At 58.5% G+C, this 18098-nt stretch carries 13 protein-coding genes and 3 tRNA genes; 1 reads left to right on the top strand and 15 read right to left on the bottom strand.

The window, feature by feature from the left end; all coding sequences use genetic code 11:
- Positions 1-239 precede the first annotated feature (239 nt).
- The 4 genes from HD598_RS00250 to leuC form a co-directional block, all read right to left on the bottom strand.
- A complete protein-coding gene (locus HD598_RS00250) occupies positions 240-1067 on the bottom strand; it encodes an ABC transporter permease (protein ID WP_260170577.1) in 828 nt (275 codons plus the stop codon).
- A gap of 52 nt (positions 1068-1119) precedes the next feature.
- Positions 1120-2838 carry a glycosyltransferase family 4 protein gene (locus HD598_RS00245; RefSeq protein ID WP_183662801.1) on the bottom strand — a complete coding sequence of 573 codons (1719 nt, stop codon included), beginning with the start codon at positions 2836-2838 and terminating at the stop codon, positions 1120-1122.
- A gap of 1118 nt (positions 2839-3956) precedes the next feature.
- Positions 3957-4556, bottom strand: a complete 600-nt coding sequence (gene leuD, locus HD598_RS00240; protein ID WP_183662798.1) for a 3-isopropylmalate dehydratase small subunit — start codon at positions 4554-4556, stop codon at positions 3957-3959.
- 38 nt (positions 4557-4594) lie between these two features.
- The gene (gene leuC / locus HD598_RS00235; protein ID WP_183662795.1) at positions 4595-6025 is read right to left on the bottom strand and encodes a 3-isopropylmalate dehydratase large subunit; all 1431 of its coding nucleotides are present in this window, start codon (positions 6023-6025) and stop codon (positions 4595-4597) included.
- Positions 6026-6190: 165 nt separating this feature from the next.
- Between leuC and HD598_RS00230 the strand changes: the two genes are divergently transcribed.
- Complete coding sequence (locus tag HD598_RS00230) at positions 6191-6904, top strand: IclR family transcriptional regulator (RefSeq protein ID WP_183666416.1); 714 nt, start codon at positions 6191-6193, stop codon at positions 6902-6904.
- Between the two features lie 18 nt (positions 6905-6922).
- Here the strand turns inward: HD598_RS00230 and thiL are convergent, their stop codons facing one another.
- The 11 genes from thiL to galE form a co-directional block, all read right to left on the bottom strand.
- Positions 6923-7978, bottom strand: coding sequence for a thiamine-phosphate kinase (gene thiL / locus HD598_RS00225; RefSeq protein WP_183662792.1), 1056 nt, complete (start codon positions 7976-7978; stop codon positions 6923-6925).
- Entirely contained in the window at positions 7979-9712 is a 1734-nt protein-coding gene (locus HD598_RS00220) for a dynamin family protein (protein ID WP_183662789.1), read from the bottom strand.
- A complete protein-coding gene (locus tag HD598_RS00215) occupies positions 9699-11453 on the bottom strand; it encodes a dynamin family protein (protein WP_183666414.1) in 1755 nt (584 codons plus the stop codon). Before HD598_RS00215 ends, HD598_RS00220 begins: the two co-directional genes overlap by 14 nt.
- A gap of 79 nt (positions 11454-11532) precedes the next feature.
- Complete coding sequence (locus HD598_RS00210; RefSeq protein ID WP_183666412.1) at positions 11533-12966, bottom strand: sugar nucleotide-binding protein; 1434 nt, start codon at positions 12964-12966, stop codon at positions 11533-11535.
- Positions 12967-12975: 9 nt separating this feature from the next.
- Positions 12976-13974 (bottom strand): dTDP-glucose 4,6-dehydratase, encoded by a 999-nt coding sequence (gene rfbB, locus HD598_RS00205; protein ID WP_183662786.1) that lies wholly within the window; start codon positions 13972-13974, stop codon positions 12976-12978.
- A gap of 39 nt (positions 13975-14013) precedes the next feature.
- Positions 14014-14086 (bottom strand) — tRNA-Glu (locus tag HD598_RS00200).
- Positions 14087-14126: 40 nt separating this feature from the next.
- Positions 14127-14199 (bottom strand) — tRNA-Glu (locus HD598_RS00195).
- 86 nt (positions 14200-14285) lie between these two features.
- Positions 14286-14357, bottom strand: a tRNA-Gln gene (locus tag HD598_RS00190).
- A gap of 125 nt (positions 14358-14482) precedes the next feature.
- Positions 14483-16009, bottom strand: coding sequence for a glutamate--tRNA ligase (gltX, locus tag HD598_RS00185; protein WP_409366160.1), 1527 nt, complete (start codon positions 16007-16009; stop codon positions 14483-14485).
- 105 nt (positions 16010-16114) lie between these two features.
- On the bottom strand, positions 16115-16879 hold the full coding sequence (locus HD598_RS00180) for a fumarylacetoacetate hydrolase family protein (RefSeq protein WP_183662780.1): 765 nt from the start codon (positions 16877-16879) through the stop codon (positions 16115-16117).
- Between the two features lie 96 nt (positions 16880-16975).
- Positions 16976-18010 carry a UDP-glucose 4-epimerase GalE gene (gene galE, locus HD598_RS00175; protein ID WP_183662777.1) on the bottom strand — a complete coding sequence of 345 codons (1035 nt, stop codon included), beginning with the start codon at positions 18008-18010 and terminating at the stop codon, positions 16976-16978.
- Positions 18011-18098 lie beyond the last annotated feature (88 nt).

Below are 18098 nucleotides of genomic sequence, written 5' to 3'. Positions count from 1 at the left end.
AGCCCGGACGAATGAAAACTGCACCAGTGTCTGGAGCCAAGTTCCCACTGACTAAGTCAGTAAGCAACGTTGATCCGTCCGTGGTCGACGCGAGGATACCTACGGACTCCCCTTCGACCATATACATCGAGACATCCTCAAGTTTCGGAAGATCCGAACGTCGTTGTCCTGAGGAACCGGCGTCATGGTGTTGGACGGACACGTTCTGAAGCACCAATGTCGGTCTCTCCGATGGCGTGCTAAAGGTCGCTGAGATCATACTTTCCCTCTCGTCGCCAAAGTAGAAACAGTCCCAGCATGAGTGCGGCGACCGTCCACCCTAGGACCACTAGCCACGAATCCAATCCTGGCAATGTGTCATAGATGAGGATCCCCCGAGCAATTTCGAGCACATGGTGAAGAGGATTCCAATAAACCATATCTCCCAAAGTCGGATGAATATTTGAAATATCATCAATGGGAAACATAACACCTGAAGCAAACATCCAGCCGCGAATCAAGACGGTCAAGATATTGCTTAAGTCGTGCACTCTCGCAACAAGATAGGCAGCTATGTAGGACATTCCCAAAGACATAGCGAATTGCAAGAGCACTAAAGGAATAATCATTAGTGCTTTCCAGGTGAGGGTCTCTGCCGGAGGAATAATGATGAGCATTACGATCATCACTAAGTAGGACGGAAGCCCGTCGAGCCAGCGCCTGATCGTTGTAATCGTTGGAGCCAAGGCAACAGGTAGAGAGAGTCCTGACAGAACTTTGCGCAATGAGAAAATGGAGTCTGAACTCTGGTTGATCGTTCCCGAAGTCATCTGAAACATGAACACACCGATGAGCAAGAACCCAAGGTAGTTTTCGACTCGAGAACCGACTTGAAGAACGAGCCCGAATACTGCGAAATAAACTAGTCCATTCAGCAGCGGATTGAGAATCAGCCACACTCCACCCAAGTAACTTCTTTGATTCTTTAGAAGCACTCCCGCCCTGGCCTCACTAAAAGCCAACGAGCGTGCCCGCCAAAGTTGGCCTAGATAGTCGAGTAACCTGGGACGTCGGTAGAGACGCCGCATTCCTGAGACGTCTATGTGAATTGGATTAGAACCCGGAGAATGAGCCATTGGTTCAGTCATTGACGACAGATGCACTTCCTTGGGCAAACTTTTGGTAAAGGTCTAGGCTTGCGCTGACGCTTCCCTTCCACGTTCGGTTCAAGAGAACAGTTTCCCTACCGGCTTTTCCCATGCGGCAGCGCAATTCCGCGTCGTCAACCAATTCCTCAATTGCCCTTGCCAGCGATTCAGAATCGGCGGGAGGTACGAGAACTCCAGTGATCCCGTCCACCACGATCTCCCTCAAAGCTGGAAGGTCGGAGGCGATCACTGGACGCTCCATTGCCATCGCTTCCACGGGTTTTAGAGGTGTCACGGCACGGGTAACGAGAAGATCGTTTCGAGGTACCACGAAGATATCAAGCGCTTGGTGATACCTGACTGCTTCCTCGCGTGGAACACGACCGACGAAAATTTCGTTCGGATTCAGGCCAATGTCAGCTGCAGTGCGGCGAAGTCTGAGCCCAGCTTCGCCATCACCAACGATCATTAGTCGGATATCATTTCTCCGACGCAAAAGAAGCTCGTACGCTCGAAGGAGAGTCTCGATGCCTTCATACTCCACAAGCGAGCTAACGGTTCCGACATATACCGATCCACTGTCCAGGCCCAGTTCTTCGCGTACCTGTTCTGGCGACTTGGGCTGGAATAGGAAATCCTCTCCAACTGCATTCGGAGACATTGAAATGGACTCTGGGCTCACTTCACGTGCTACCAGTAAGTTCTTCATATACTGACCGATTGTTATCACAGCGTCAGCTGAACGTGCTATTTCAATTTCTTCACGTTTGAACGATAGGTATCTTTCACTACGGATCGCTTCAGGTCCGCGTTTTGAAGCCCAAGTGTCTGAGAGTTGACCGCGCACTTCATAGATCCACGGAATTCCAGCGGCACGCGCAACAGCATTTGCCACCATTCCGTTAATGAAATGGGTGGTTGTATGAATAACGGAGGGCCGTATTCTCTGGACGAGCTCAAGTAGATCTTCAGCCTCTTGCTGATGGTGATCACGCAAGTTGGTACGAGAACCGTCGAGATACATTCGGTGGTATTTGATCCCATCAACTACATCCACTCCATGTGTATGAGAAATCCCGATGCTTTGCGGGTAGCCCAACCGCGTTACCGCGTGGACTTCTATCCCAGCTTTAGCCTGTTCCAAGAGGAGCGAGTGAGATCGTTGGGTATATCCCGACGATGTATGCGGGAGTGAATTCGTCAACAAATGGAGTACAACATTCGGAATGGGCCGATAGTCCACGATTGGCTCTACTGAAGGACGCCAGCCACCAAAGACCTCGCGTTCAGCTTCATACACGGCTCGCAATTTTTGAACACGATGATTGTCGCCTGTTAGCTCATGAATTGCTCTGGAAAGCTCGCCGTTGTGCCACATAAGTTTGGCTCGCGTCAGCCGGGCACCAGGATCTGAACTCTCGATAGAGGCGGCAAACTGTTCTGCCAAGTTCACATGACCTGCCGTGATTGCAATATCCGCGAGAACCTTCGCGCCACGGGAAGTTACGCGACTTTCCAACGCAGCCCGCAAACGAGATTCCAAGTTTTCATTATCTTCCGCCAACAAAGCAGTCAGTGCAGAAAGGCTCCAAAGATTTGTTTTACCGTAGAAGCGATTCAGAAATTCTACGACGGCGGCGGAACGTTCCGTTCCTCTGCGTCGATGGAGATTAACTATCAAACTAACGGGTTCAGCCCGCCAAGAATCCATGAGGGGGCGCCTCAGTGAGAAAAAGCTCGGGTAAGAGCGCGCGCCAACCCACGCCGATAAATACGATGAATTTCTTTTAATTTTCAGCACCCGCAATGCGCTCTCTTGAAATCAACATTGCAAATGTCACGGAAGCTGGATGCCAAGGTGATTACCAGCCAAGATGTCGGCATCAAGGCTTGCTCCTCCGGAAAACTTTCGAGTAATACAAGATTCCCAATAGAACCACTATTACAACTACTCCAGCATTCACGAAAAACTGATAGGTGCCGCTCAAATCGTCTTCATTTGAAGTGCTGTCCATTGCACCAATATCCGATGAACTTGCGCTTGGGCCCACGGTCGCAGCCGAAGTAGACGATTTCTTACTTGAGGTGCTCCGGGCCGAAGAGCTAACGGATTCGGAAGCTTCAGTGCTCACCGAGGCTTCCGTGGAAGGTAGTTCAGTCGCACTGCTCGATGCGTCAAGAGATTCCGAAGCTTCCGCGGACGGTGGAACAAAAGCTTTTACCAGACGAGCATCGAAGTCGTAGTAGAAGTCACTTTCAGCAAGCGATCCTTGAGCCACTAACCGACCGTCAGAGGGACGGATCAGCAATCCAGTTCGTGGGTGAATAGCCCAACCGCTCGTCGGGTCAAGCTGAAACCCTGTCGCCGGATCCAGCTCAACGGTGTTCTGTTGCGGGACGCTGACTTGCTGCGTTGCGCGAGGGACCGTGACGGCTGAAGTCGGGACCGTATACGTCGGTCTCTGAGTCCGAGTTGCTTCTACTGTCGGTGCCGCTGGAGTGGGCGATGGCGTCTCCGAAACTACGGGAGACTCGGTTGGAGTAGGGTCCGAAGGACTTTCCGTGGGGGTAGCTTCGGGCGTGGGAGTCGTTACAGTCGAAAAAACGGACGCGGGTACGCCAACTGGCTCGGAGAACGCCACCGAAGGCGAAATGGCACCAGCTAGGAAAACGAAGCCGAGAGCAAAGCCCGCTCCCTTGATCGCTTTGCGGCGCATAGCCATAGCTCTCCCCTACCCAAGTGATTGAGACGACATCATGAAAAGGTCAGGCATCCTAAGACGCCCGACCCATCATATCCCCATCAACTTAACCACTACAGCGGGACAATTAGAACTTTGCCGGTAACGTCTTTGGCTTATATGACGGCCGCGTAGTTTCAAAAGCGGTAATCTCATCAGCCTTTGTGAGCGTCAGGTCAATGTCGTCAAGACCTTCCAGCAAACGCCAACGCGTGTAATCATCAATATCGAATGGCGCGGATACTGAACCGCACGTGACCGTCTTCGAAACCAGGTCCACCGTCACCGTGGTGCCGGGGTTGTTTTCGATTTCCTTCCAGATGATTTCAATATCATCCTGGGCCACCTCGGCAGCGAGGAGGCCCTGCTTGCCGGAGTTGCCACGGAAGATGTCAGCGAAACGCGCCGAAAGCACTACCTTGAAACCGTAATCCTTGAGCGCCCACACGGCGTGCTCGCGGGAGGAACCCGTTCCGAAGTCCGGGCCGGCCACCAGAACGGTTCCGGCGGAGTAGGGCTCCTGGTTCAGGATGAAGTTAGGGTCGTTGCGCCAGCCGGCGAAGAGCGCGTCCTCGAAGCCCGTACGCGTGATGCGCTTGAGATAAACGGCTGGGATGATCTGATCCGTGTCAACGTTGCTGGCTCGCAGTGGAACACCAACACCGGTATGGGTTGTGAATTTTTCCATGATGAATCCTCAGTTGTGAAAACTACTAGTCAGAACGTTTAGGCCAGGTCGCTTGGCGCGGAGAGCGTGCCACGAATGGCGGTCGCGGCAGCAACAACAGGCGAGACCAGGTGGGTGCGTCCGCCCTTACCTTGACGGCCTTCGAAGTTTCGGTTGGACGTAGAAGCGCAACGTTCCCCCGGTGCCAACTGGTCTGGGTTCATGCCCAAGCACATCGAGCAGCCCGCGAAACGCCATTCGGCGCCGAAGTTCTTGAAGATCTTGTCCAGACCGGCAGCTTCGGCTTCCAAGCGCACGCGCGCAGATCCGGGAACCACAATCATGCGGACGTTCGGATCCTTGGTCTTTCCCTTGATAACGTCGGCGGCAGCACGCAGGTCCTCCATGCGGGAGTTCGTGCAAGAGCCCAAGAACACCGTGTCCACACGAATATCCTTCATCGGCGTTCCAGCTTCAAGGCCCATGTACTCCAGGGCCTTCTCGGCAGCCTTCTTCGCGTTCTCGTCACCGAAGTCTTCGGGCGATGGAACGCTGTCGGAAAGGGATACACCCTGTCCTGGGTTGGTGCCCCACGTGACGAATGGTTCGAGGGTGTCGGCGTCAATGATGACCTCGGCGTCAAAGGTTGCGCCTTCGTCGGTGCGCAGATCGCGCCACGCTGCAACGGCGGCATCCCAGTCTTCGCCCTCGGGAGCGTGAGCGCGTCCCTTCAAGTATTCGAAGGTGGTCTCATCTGGACCGATCATGCCTGCTCGGGCGCCAGCCTCGATGGACATGTTGCAGATGGTCATGCGAGCGTCCATGGACAGCTTCTCGATGGCCGTGCCACGGTATTCCAGAACGTAGCCCTGTCCGCCGCCGGTTCCGATCTTCGCGATAACTGCCAGGATGATGTCCTTCGAGGACACGCCCGGACGCAGGGTTCCGTTGACGGTGATGGCCATGGTCTTGAAGGGCTTCAGGCTCAGAGTCTGAGTCGCCATGACGTGCTCAACTTCGGACGTACCAATGCCGAAGGCCAGCGCGCCGAAAGCGCCGTGAGTGGAGGTGTGCGAGTCGCCGCAAACCACGGTCATGCCTGGCTGAGTGAGGCCCAGCTGTGGCCCTACGACGTGAACAATGCCTTGTTCCTTGTCGCCGAGCGAGTGCAAGCGAACACCGAATTCCTGGCAGTTAGTGCGCAGCGTCTCGATTTGCTTGCGGCTAATTGGATCGGCAATGGGCTTGTCGATGTCCAAAGTAGGAGTGTTGTGATCTTCGGTCGCGATGGTCAGGTCCGGCCGACGCAGCTTGCGACCCGCCAGGCGCAAACCTTCGAATGCCTGCGGAGAGGTGACTTCGTGAAGCAAGTGAAGGTCGATGTAGATCAGGTCGGGCTGACGAGCGTCGCCTGCGCCTTCTCCTTGCGAGACAACGTGTTGCTGCCAGACTTTCTCAGCCATGGTTCGCGGCTGTTGAATGCCAGTCATGATTCCTCCCGGTAAAAAATTGCTTGCATTAACTGTCTCGCAACGGCGCCTCGCATTCCAGTATTCGGACTTGCATCTCATATTTTGAGAAGGAACAATGGCTGTATGACTTCTTCAGATGAGACGACGACGCAGCTCGGTTCGGGCGGGCACATTCCGAACACTTTGTCTCACGTGAGCGGCGTCGGTGTAGTAGATAAGTCCGTCGCGATTCTGAACGCCCTTGAGGCCGGACCGGCCTCGCTGGCCGAGCTTGTCACGGGCACCGGAATCGCCCGACCCACGGCACACCGCATTGCTCAAGCCTTGGTCCATCACCGATTGGCAGCCAAGGACTTGCAGGGCAGGTTCATGCTGGGCCCCCGATTAGTTGAGCTCTCGGCCGCGACCGGCGAAGATCGCCTCACTACCGCGGCGGGTCCAATTTTGATCGGTTTGCGGGATGCCACCGGAGAGTCGTCCCAAGTCTTCCGCCGGCAGGGTGATTTCCGCGTCTGCGTGGCAAGCGCCGAGCGCCCTGTGGGGCTTCGAGACACCATCCCTGTGGGCACCAAGCTTTCCATGAAGGCGGGTTCGGCAGCTCAAGTGCTGTTGGCGTGGGAGGATCACGGGCGTTTGCTCGACGGACTGGCCAACGCGCGCTTTACGCCAACGATCCTCTCAGCTGTCCGCCGTCGCGGTTGGGCTCAAAGCTTGGGTGAACGAGAGCCCGGTGTGTCCTCCGTTTCGGCTCCCGTCCGCGGTCCTTCGGGTCGCGTGGTCGCCGCAGTTTCCATCTCTGGTCCCATTGAGCGTTTAACGCGGCAGCCGGGTCGGTTGTACTCCGAAGTGGTTGTTCAGGCCGCAAATGCGCTCAGCGATGCGCTCAAAGAGCGCTGACCTCAACTAGAGAAGTAATCAAACCCCAGAGAAGTGATCAAACCCCAGCGCTGACGGCTCCTGGTTATCCACGAGCACCTGGGGTTGGCCGGCGCGCACTTCGCCGATGGCGTGCCATCCGCTGGGAACATCTTCGAGGCTCGCGTAGGTCGCAAGAAGGGCGTGCCCTTCTCCCCCGGTGAGCGTCCAGTTCAGTGGATTGGTTTCAAGGCGTTCACCCGCGTCGCGCAACATGTCCAGGTCGAAGGTCAAAGCAGACGAATCGATCGCCATTACTACACCGCTCGCGCGAGCGATTCGCCCAGCATCGCGCAATAGGCCATCGGAAATGTCCATCATCGACGACGCCCGGCGCGCAACCGCTACCGGGCCTTCACGTAATGGCGGTTCCGGACGCAACTGCAGGTCCACGCAGCGCTGCTCGTCGGAACTCCACGGACGTTCGGAAACGCCGCTCGCTGCAGGCTGATCGAGCAACGCCAGCCCAGCACCAGCCGCACCGAGGTGACCGCACACGGCGATGACATGGTGTGGTCGGGCGCCGGATCGCACTCGTGGTTCAGCGCCGGACAGGTGCCCGGTGACTGCTGCGGTGATGGAGATTTCTCCGGATCGTCCCACGTCTCCCCCGGCGATGGAACAGCGACCGGCACCGAGTTGTTCGAGCGCCGCCGAGAATCCCAGCGCCACGCCTTCAACCCATTCCAGCGGAGTGTCTCGCGGCAGGCTCAAGCTGATGACGGCCGCGGTGGCAATAGCTCCCATGGCGTTGATGTCGGAGAGATTCTGCGCGGCCGACTTCCAACCCACGTCATACCCCGACGTCCGCACACCGGAGGGCCACTCCACACGAAAATCCTGATCCTCCACCAGAGTGTCCACGGAGATCACAAAGCGACCGTCTGGCGCGGCAATCATCGCCGCATCATCCCCCGGACCCAAGAGAGCTGGAGCGGAACGGTACCGCGAAAGCAAGCGGCCAATGAGCCGCTCCTCACCGGAGGAATCTAGCGGGAAGCGAGCAGCGTCGTCGTACTCAGAGGGAACTGAAGAATCTGAAGAAGCTGCCGTCACCTAGCGACGCCGCCCTTGCTGACCTCGGGCGCGCGAGACGGCGTTGATGAAGCGGTTGTAGCGATCAATTTCCGCGCTGACAGGGGCGGTGACGTGCTCGTGAGCGACTTTTCGCACGGCCTCGTTCAAGCGCTTCCGAGCAGTTCGCGCACGCGATTTCGCCCCAAAGCGAGCGAAGACGGAGCCCGCAATCCCCAGCACAATTCCCAACAGCACACCAAAGGCCACCAACAGGGTTGGAACTGGCCACCCTTCAACGGTGGGTGTTTCGGGAGGCTGAATCTGGAAATACTGCAGGCCAAAGAGCACGCCGAGCCAGCCCAGTCCCACCACGGCGGCAACGAGTGCGAGCCACTGAATAACAGAGAAAATTGGCCACCACCACGAACCCTTGTTCGCGGCCAGATCCGTGTTAGCGAGGGCTTGGTCCAGACGATCCGGCAAGATCTCGGCGGAACTTCGCGCAGCCTTGCGAATCGAGGAACGCCACGCATCGGGGGCGCCGGTGCTCGCGCGATCGGCGAATTCGCGGACGGCACCATCGGCTTCAGCACGCTGCGCGGCGCCCGGCTTAGGGAGCGAGGTACGGTTCACGGCCGGGTTGACGTCCTTGGACTTCAAGTTCAAGCGACGCAGCGGATCAGGTCGCAAGCGCGAGATCCAGCGCGTCACGGGCCAGCCGGTCTTCGCGCCGGCGTCGAGAGCGTAAGAACGCTGCACGGCACGCACCACCACATCCACGCCGGAGGCGTGCGCAAGCTGCCGTGCCAAACGTTGCTCGTCCACGCTTTCAATTTGCGCGAGCGGCTCCCAAGTGGCGCCTTGAGCAAGCGCCTCGGAGGTACGTTCCACGTCTGCCATCAGACGGGTGGAAAGTGCAGCCCGTTCATCGGCGACGCGTCGAATCGAGGCGCGCAACTTATCCACGCCTTGTCCGGTGCGCGCGCTCACGGCGTGCAAATCAACCTTGGTGAGGCCGTCCTGCGCCATGATGCCGCGCAAGGAATCGAGCACTTGCGGCACCTCGCGCTCGTTGAGGCGATCGATCTGGTTAAGCACCACCATGGTCACGGCGCCGTGCGCGCTGAACTTGCGCATGAAATCGTGATGCACCGTGGCGTCGGCGTACTTCTGCGGATCCAGCACCCACACAATGACGTCCACCATGCCCGCCAGGCGCTCCACGATCTCGCGGTGCTTGAGCTCGGTCGAATCAAAATCCGGAAGATCCAGCAGGATCAGTCCCCCGGGCACCTTCGGGTCCTTGCGGAACCAGTTGCGGACGCTTCCCTTTTCAGAGGACGACGACGCAGCCCCGGCTTGGGTGCCCGACTGCGCGTTCTGCGGGGTCGAGTTTTGTGGGGTTGCGTTATCGAGGACGTGCCGTTCGGCGACGTCGAGCCAGTCCAAGAGCGGCCCGGCGCCTTCGGATCCCCAGATGCCGGCGAGCGGCTGGCTGGTGGTGGGTCGAGTCGCAGCCGATCGTGCAATGTTCTCGCCCGTAACAGCGTTGAAGAGCGTGGACTTTCCGGAACCGGTGGCGCCGAAGAATCCCACGACCGTGTGTTCAGCGCTCAGGGAGCGGCGTGCCGCGGCGCGTTCCAGCACCAAGAGGGCTGCATCGAGAGTGACTTGTTCAACGCGACCCTCGCCGAGGGTGCGTGCTTCGTCGAGAGCTTCGAGGCGGAGAGTGAGCGGGGATTGATCCGTGGTCTCTTCTTTATGCTTGACCATGATCCTCCTTCGCGGCGTGCGCTAGGGCTGCCAGTTCTTGTCCAGATGCAATGAGTCGGTTGACTTCGTCCTGCGTGCGAACGCCGTCGAGTCGATCGATGAAACGATTCGATTCTTCGTCGAGCAAGCGCTGAACGCGTTCACCGAGTTGTTCGCGAGCGATTTTGGCGAGGCGGCGCACCGCGTCTTCGCCGAAGATCGCTTCAAGGAGCTTCTGGCCCACAATCGCGGAACCGCCCGCAATACCCACTTCGATGCCCGTGAGGCCCGCCGTAGAGGCGAAGACCACGATCATGAGGGCTACAGCCACACCGTTGACGCCGAACGAGGCCAAGCGCGCGGTCATGCGCTTTCCTTCGCCCTCGGTACGAATCAGTTCCAGCAGGTCGCCCTGCCAATTGCGGACTTCCTCGGCGACCTTGTCTTGGAAACCTGGTGAGACCCGTGCGAGGTCCTCGGTGCCGATCAGGGAGCGGCCGGCCGGTTCAGACTTCCACCGCTGTTCGGATACTTCGGCCGCACGGGCTGCCGCGCTCACGATGACCGCGTGGAGTCCCGTTTCGATCGCGTCTTCCACCGTCTGCACCGGGGCGGGCTTTCCCGTGAAGAAGGATCCGATCCTGTCCCGGAGCCTGCCGATGGTGCTCTCGAGGGAGCGGAAGAATTCTCCCGTTCCCACGAAGTCTTGCCAGCGGGCCAACACTTCGCCGCGCAAAAGGGTGCCGTCCTTGGTGGAGGAATCGATCTCCACTGCAGCATCGCGATACGCGTCGTGAACATCTTCAGCCAAGCGATCAGCCGCATTGACCTGATCCATTTCGGCATCGCCAATGACGGTCATACGCTCAGCCAACTGACGCACCGCTCCATTGAGGGTTTTGCGGGCGAGGCCTGCACGACCGGTGGAATCCTCGGCGATGTCCCCGAGCCATTTCTGGATGGGTGCCACGGACTCAGCCGGGAGCATCCCTTGATCGTTCAGGCGCGCTTCTTCCACCACAAAGAGCGGTGAGTCTGAGAGACCTTCGGCGCTGAGCATCGAGCGCAAGTGTGCGCCAATTTCCTCGGCGGCCTCTGGTGGCACGCGGTCCAAAACAACGCCAACGGTGATGTCACGCTTGGCGGCGTCCACGAGTAGACGCCACGGGATGGCGTCCGCGTAACGGTTCGCAGTGGTGACGAACAGCCACAAATCTGCTGCTGCCAAGAGCTGACCGGCGAGTGCGCGGTTATCGTCTGAAACAGAATCGATGTCCGGGGCATCCAGCAGTGCGACACCTTGCGGGACGCGTTCTTCGGCAAGAAGCACCACTGAACCGATTGCTTGCGGATCAGGAGTGTCCCCAGCTTCGGACGCGATCACGCGCTCGTTCGGCTCCGCACGACGCCCCTTGATGCGGTTCAGTCCTGGGAGCACTCGCTGCGTGGAAAACCACTGTTCTTCGCTGGGGTGGTGCAAGAGAATCGGTTGACGCGTGGTGGGACGAATTGCCCCGGCACGCGTCACCGGGTGTCCAATCAGCGCGTTCACGAGCGTGGACTTGCCGGCACCGGTGGATCCACCCACCACCACCAGCAAGGGTGCGTCGAGGGATCTATACCGCGGGAGAACATAGTCCTCCACTTGGTTGATGGTCGCTTCACGCTCACGCCTGGCTTGAGCAGCACTGCCGAGTTCGAGTGGAAAAGAGGCAGCTTCCAGCTCAGTCCGCGCTGTCTCCAGCGTGGTGACAGCATGCATCGTCGAGAGCGCTTGGTTTTCGGGCTCGTTCGAGGAATTCAAAGTAGTCACTCGCCTATCTTGCCCTAGATGAGTGAAGCTATCCGTTCAAATAGCTTTTCAGAGCGTCGCGTTGGTCCCGTGGCGTAAAGCCTGTGGACTTAATTTTGGACAGATCAAACGTGCTATTCAGTGGACGCGGGGCCGCTTCTTTGCCTGCGAAGTATTCCTCGGTGGTGACATCAGAAACCGCGTCCCCGGAAACGCCCACTGATTCGAACGCCTCTCGCGCCACGTCAGCCCAGGACCATGGCTCGCCATCGTTGGAGACGTTGTAGATACCATACGGAGCGTTGGTGGACACCAAGTGAAGGATGGCGGCTGCCAGATCCTCAGCAAAGGTCAATCGTCCCACCTGATCAGAAACCACGGCAGGAGCAATCCCGCGACCAGCGAGCGACTTCATGGTCTCAACAAAGTTCTTGCCGTCGCCGATCACCCAGCTCGTGCGCACAATGTAGTGCTTCTCCAGCATCGACACCGCAAGCTCACCAGCGGCCTTGCTCTGCCCGTAGACGCCCAAAGGAGCGTAGTGTCCGTTTTCTGCCTGCTCGCCGGAAGCTGCGCCGTCGTACACGTAGTCCGTGGAAACGTGCACCAGGGGAACCGCGGCACCTGCGCACGCCTTCGCCAAGCGGGCCACGGCCTCAGCGTTGCCGGACCACGCGGCCACACGGCCCTCAGCGGTCTCCGCCGCATCCACTGCCGTGTACGCAGCAGCGTTGATGACGGCCGCGTACTCGCTCAGGTTCCACGACTCGAGCGAGTTTGGCTGGCTCAGGTCACGCTGTTCAATATCGAGCTCCGCGCGCGTGGTGAACACGGCCTGCTCTTCGGTGAGCGCGGTCCGCAGCGCCCTACCCAACTGCCCGTTTCCGCCAACGACCAGGTACTTGCGGACCGCGTTAGCCATCGGAGTGACGTCGGCAAGTCGAGGGTGGGCCTCATCCTTGGCGGACAATTCAGCATCGGCAAGCGGGATGGGCCACTGAATGGCGGCGGTCTCATCAGCCAGATTCAAGAAGGTGTATTCGGCTTGCTTGTCTGCGGACCAGTGATTGTTGACCAGATACACGTACGCCGTGTTGTCCTCAAGGGTCTGGTAGGAATTTCCCACGCCGCGTGGCACAAAAATAGCGCTTGCTGCATCCAGCTCGGCGGTGAAGGTTTGGCCGAAGCTTTCGCCTTCGCGCAAGTCCACCCACGCGCCGAAAATCTTGCCGGTCGCCACGGAGATGTATTTATCCCACGGCTCAGCATGAATGCCGCGCGTAGTACCGGTTTTATCGTTGAAAGAAATGTTGTTCTGGACCGGCCCGAAATCGGGAAGCCCCAACGCAATCATCTTTTCGCGTTGCCAGTTCTCCTTGAACCACCCACGGTTATCCCCATGGACGGGAAGACTCAGCAAGAACATGCCCGGAATGTTCGGGACAGGGGTAACGGTCAGCTGTTGAGAAAACTCCACAAGAATCCCTTTTCCTTAGTGACCGCGAGCTGCGTAGAACGCTTCCGTAGCGTCCTTCTGAGGGCGCCACCAGGCTTCGTTGTCCTGGTACCACTGAATGGTGCGGGCGATGCCTTCGGAGAAGTCGGTGAAGCGCGGCTCCCAGCCCAACTCGGTGCGCAAGCGCGTGGAGTCGATCGCGTAGCGCATGTCATGGCCGGCACGGTCTGCCACGTGCTCGAAGTCTTGAGAGTCCTTGCCCATCACGGTCAGGATGGTTTCCACCACGTCGCGGTTGTTCTTCTCGCCGTCGGCACCAATGAGGTACGTTTCGCCGATCTCGCCGCGCTCCAAGATGGTGAGCACTGCGGACGAGTGATCGTCAGCGTGGATCCAGTCGCGCACGTTCTCGCCCTTGCCGTAGAGCTTGGGGCGGCGGCCATCGATGATCTCGGTGATCTGACGGGGAATGAACTTCTCAACGTGCTGGTACGGGCCGTAGTTGTTGCTGCAGTTGCTCAGCGTGGCTTGCAGACCGAAGGAACGAACCCACGCACGCACCAAGAGGTCGGACGCCGCTTTGGTGGACGAATACGGGCTAGAAGGGTTGTACGGGGTGGATTCGCTGAAGCGATCCGGATCATCCAGCTCAAGGTCGCCGTAGACCTCGTCCGTGGAGATGTGGTGGAAGCGCTTGCCAAGCTTGCGGGCAGCCTCGATGAGCGTATAGGTGCCAATGACGTTGGTGTCCAAGAACGGACGAGGATCATTCAGCGAATTATCGTTGTGGCTTTCGGCCGCGTAGTGAACCACGGCGTCCGCTTGTTCCATGAGCTGGTTGACAAGGGTTGCATCGCAAATATCGCCCTGAACGAAAGTGAGGCGTTGCGGGTCAAGGCCGGCAAGGGATTCACGGTGGCCCGCGTAAGTGAGTTTGTCTAGGACAGTGACGTGATGGTCAGTGTTGTCAATGACGAATCGGACAAAATTTGAACCAATGAATCCGGCACCGCCGGTAACAAGAAGAGAACTCACACTCTTAGATTACAAGAGCGGAATGAAGAAAAAGATTTGTGACCCCAGCGGGATTCGAACCCGCGTTACCGCCGTGAGAGGGCGGCGTACTAGGCCGCTATACGATGGGGCCAGTACTCACATGACAGAGCTACGCCCTGCACATATGACCGTGACCCCAGCGGGATTCGAACCCGCGTTACCGCCGTGAGAGGGCGACGTACTAGGCCGCTATACGATGGGGCCGTCACGATATATGTGAAGAAAATAATCAAAACTGAAACAGAATTAATTGCTTTCCCTTTATCGTTGAAATTCCGAAGAACTTCAAGCTGGGATACCAGGACTCGAACCTAGAATGACGGTACCAGAAACCGTAGTGTTGCCAATTACACCATATCCCAATGCGCCGAATGAATATCCAGAAGCGGCCTAAACCGTTTCTTTTTGCTCCCCGGCACGACAAACTACTTTACAGGAGTGGAGCACCATTTCCAAACTGAGATGCCCCACTCCGGCGTTTTGTGACCTAATCCTCTTTTATGTCCTTGGCGAAGGCCGCGATGCGCTTCATGGAAGACTCGCGTCCCAGGATCTCCATGGACTCAAACAGGGGTGGTGAGATGCGCTGGCCGGAGACTGCCGTGCGCAGTGGACCGAAAGCTAGGCGTGGCTTGGTGCCCATTTCGTCGATGAGCTTGGCGCGCAAGGCTGCCTCGAGGCTGGCAGCGTCCCAGGTCTCCACAGCATCGAGCGCTTCGGTAGCTGCCGCGAGGATCTCATCCGTGTTGCCGGGAAGGCCCTTGAGCGCGTCCTGAGCCACCACGATGTCTTCATCAGCGGTGAACAAGAACGCCATCATGGCCGGCGCTTCACCCAACAAGCCAATGCGCTCTTGCACAAGCGGTGCGGCTGCGTCGAGGATCTCGTTCTCGCGATCGGTGAGGGTCTCCCCTACCAACTGCGCGTGCTGAAGGTACGGCACCAAGCGATCCCGGAAGACCTGTGGCTCCAACATGCGCACGTGCGTGCCGTTGATAGCTTCAGCCTTCTTCACGTCGAAGCGTGCAGGGTTCGCGAGGACGTCGTGGATGTCGAAGTTCTCCACGAGCTGCTCTACGGTGAAGATGTCCTCATCGGCGGACAAGCTCCAGCCCAGAAGCGCCAAGTAGTTCAGCAAGCCCTCGGGAATGAAGCCACGCTCGCGGTGCAAGAACAGGCTGGATTCTGGGTCACGCTTGGAGAGCTTCTTGTTGCCTTGGCCCATGACGTACGGCAAGTGGCCGAACAGCGGCATGTACTCGGCAACACCAATGGCGTAGAGCGCGCGGTACAGCGCGATCTGGCGCGGCGTTGAGGACAGCAAGTCCTCGCCACGGAGGACGTGCGTGACACCCATGAGAGCGTCGTCTACGGGGTTGACCAGCGTGTAGAGCGGCTGGCCGTTGGCGCGAACCACCACGAAGTCCGGGACGGTGCCGGCTGCGAAGGTGATTTCGCCGCGCACCAAGTCGTTGAACGTGATGTCGTCGTCCGGCATGCGCACGCGCAGCACAGGCTCGCGGCCCTCAGCCTTGAACGCCGCGATTTGATCTGCGGTAAGTTCGCGGTCGAAGTTGTCATAGCCCAGCTTGGGGTCCCGACCGGCGGCCTTGTGGCGCGCTTCAATTTCTTCGGGGGTGGAGTAGGACTCGTAGACGTGTCCCCCAGCAACGAGCTTGGCGATGACGTCCTGGTAAATGTTCGAGCGCTGGGACTGGCGGTACGGTTCGTGAGGACCGCCGACTTCCACGCCTTCGTCCCACGTGATGCCGAGCCACTTGAGCGCGTCAAGGAGCTGCAGGTAGCTCTCTTCACTGTCTCGCTTTTGGTCCGTGTCTTCGATGCGGAAGATCATCTTGCCGCCGGTGTGCCGGGCGTAGGCCCAGTTGAAGAGGGCGGTGCGGATCAGTCCAACGTGTGGGGTGCCCGTGGGTGAGGGGCAAAAGCGCACGCGGACGGGGGTTGAGTCATCAACAGTGGGGATTGAAATTTCAGAAGCCATGATGTTCAGCATTCTAGTCCCCCTTGCGGTGAACCCTTTGCGAATACGACGACGCCGCGAGTGCGGGACTGGTGTCTCTCACTGGCGGCGTCGGTTAAGCGGCGCTGAGGCGGCTACTTAGGCGGAACGGAAAACGTTCTGCAGCGTGCCGATGCCTTCGATCTCTACTTCGCAGCGCTGGCCGTCGCGGACCAGGCCCACACCTGCAGGGGTGCCCGTGAGGATCACGTCGCCCGGAAGCAGCGTGAATGCTTCGGAGATGTAGGCGATGAGCTCAGGAATGCCCCAGATCATGTCTGCGGTGTTTCCGTCTTGACGGGTTTCGCCGTCGAGACGGGAGGTGACGCGAAGGTTGTCCGTGTCCAGTTCGGTCTCGATCCATGGACCGATCGGGCAGGAGCCGTCCCAGCCCTTGGCGCGGGCCCACTGGCCGTCGGTGCGCTGGGCGTCGCGAGCGGTGAGATCGTTCGCGCATGTGTAGCCGAAGATCACATCTTTGGCCTTCTCAGCGGGCACATCCTTGCAGATGCGTCCGATCACGACGGCGAGTTCGCCTTCGTAGGAGACTTCCTCGGAGAAGGACGGCAAGGTCACGGGTTCGTTGGGTCCCACCACGGAGGTGTTGGGCTTGAAGAACAGCAGTGGAGAAGCGGGCATTTCGTTGCCCATTTCCTTGACATGGTCGGCGTAGTTGCGGCCAACGCCCACAATCTTGGAGCGCGGAATGATGGGCGCTACCAGACGAATATCATCCAGCGAATATTTGGTTCCGGTGGTCTGCACGCCGTGGAAGAACGGATCACCCGCGATCTGGGTGACTTCGTCCCCCTCAACAACGCCGTACATAGGATCAGAGTCAACAACAAATCGAGCAATACGCATGCTGTCGATTCTAGTGGGATCACTTCCCGGACGACGACGCAGCTCGGTTTCCGGTGTCAGGCCTAGGCCCGTACGGCTGATTTTTCGCCGACAGGCTTAGCTTTCGCGGTAGCCTTGCGGATTTGCCGATTGCCAGCGCCACGAGTCGGCGGTCATGTCATCCACGTTCTTGGTGGCCGACCAGCCGAGTTCGGTGCGCGCGCGAGTGACGTCGGCGTAGCTCGAGGCGATATCCCCGGCACGTCGATCGGTGATGTTCACTGGTAGCTCGCGGCCGCAGGCCTTCGAGTAGGAATCGATGAGCTGGAGGACGGAGATGCCTTCGCCGGTGCCGAGGTTCCATGAACGCCAGCCGGAGTTTCGTACCACATAGTCCACGGTCTGCAAGTGGCCCTGGGCCAGATCCATGACGTGGATGTAGTCACGAACGCCCGTGCCATCGACCGTGGGATAGTCGTTGCCGAAGACGTTGACGGCGTCGCGCCGGCCCACAGCCACCTGGGCAATGAACGGCATGAGGTTGTTCGGGATTCCTTGCGGATCTTCGCCGATGCGTCCGGATTCGTGCGCGCCTACTGGGTTGAAGTACCTCAAGACCCCAACAGACCATTCGGGGTCTGCGACCACGAGGTCTTCCAGGATTTCTTCAATCATGAGCTTGGTGCGGCCATACGGGTTGGTAACGCTGCGTGGCGCATCTTCTGCCACGGGGAGTGTCTTGGTGTCGCCGTAGACCGTGGCTGAGGAGCTGAAGACGAGGTTCTTCACGCTGTGCTTGGCCATGGCTTCAAGCAAGGTGATGGTGCCCATGATGTTGTTGCGGTAGTACATGAGCGGCTGCGCGACGGATTCGCCGACCGCTTTGAGGCCAGCGAAGTGGATGACAGCTTCGGGCTTGAAATCAGCGAAGACCAGATCCAGCGCGGTGGCGTCGTTGATGTCAATCTCGGCGATCTCGAGGATCGGCTCCGCAGACGTTGCAGCAACGGCCAGCTCAAAGACTCGTTCCAACGCTTCCGGGGACGAGTTCACGTAGTTGTCCACGGCGCAGACTTCATGGCCAGCGGTGAGCAGCTGCAAGACAGTATGCGAGCCGATATAGCCGGCTCCCCCAGTAACTAAAATTCGCACATTTAAAAGCGTAGTCGGCTCCTCCCATTCGGGAAGAACCGACTACGACTTATTGAAGATCTTCAAGAAAGAATTCTTCGGTCAAGAA

Origin of the sequence: Neomicrococcus aestuarii, assembly GCF_014201135.1 — a bacterium.
In the GTDB taxonomy this organism is placed as follows: Bacteria; Actinomycetota; Actinomycetes; order Actinomycetales; family Micrococcaceae; genus Neomicrococcus; species Neomicrococcus aestuarii.
This window is presented reverse-complemented; position numbering and strand designations above follow the sequence as displayed.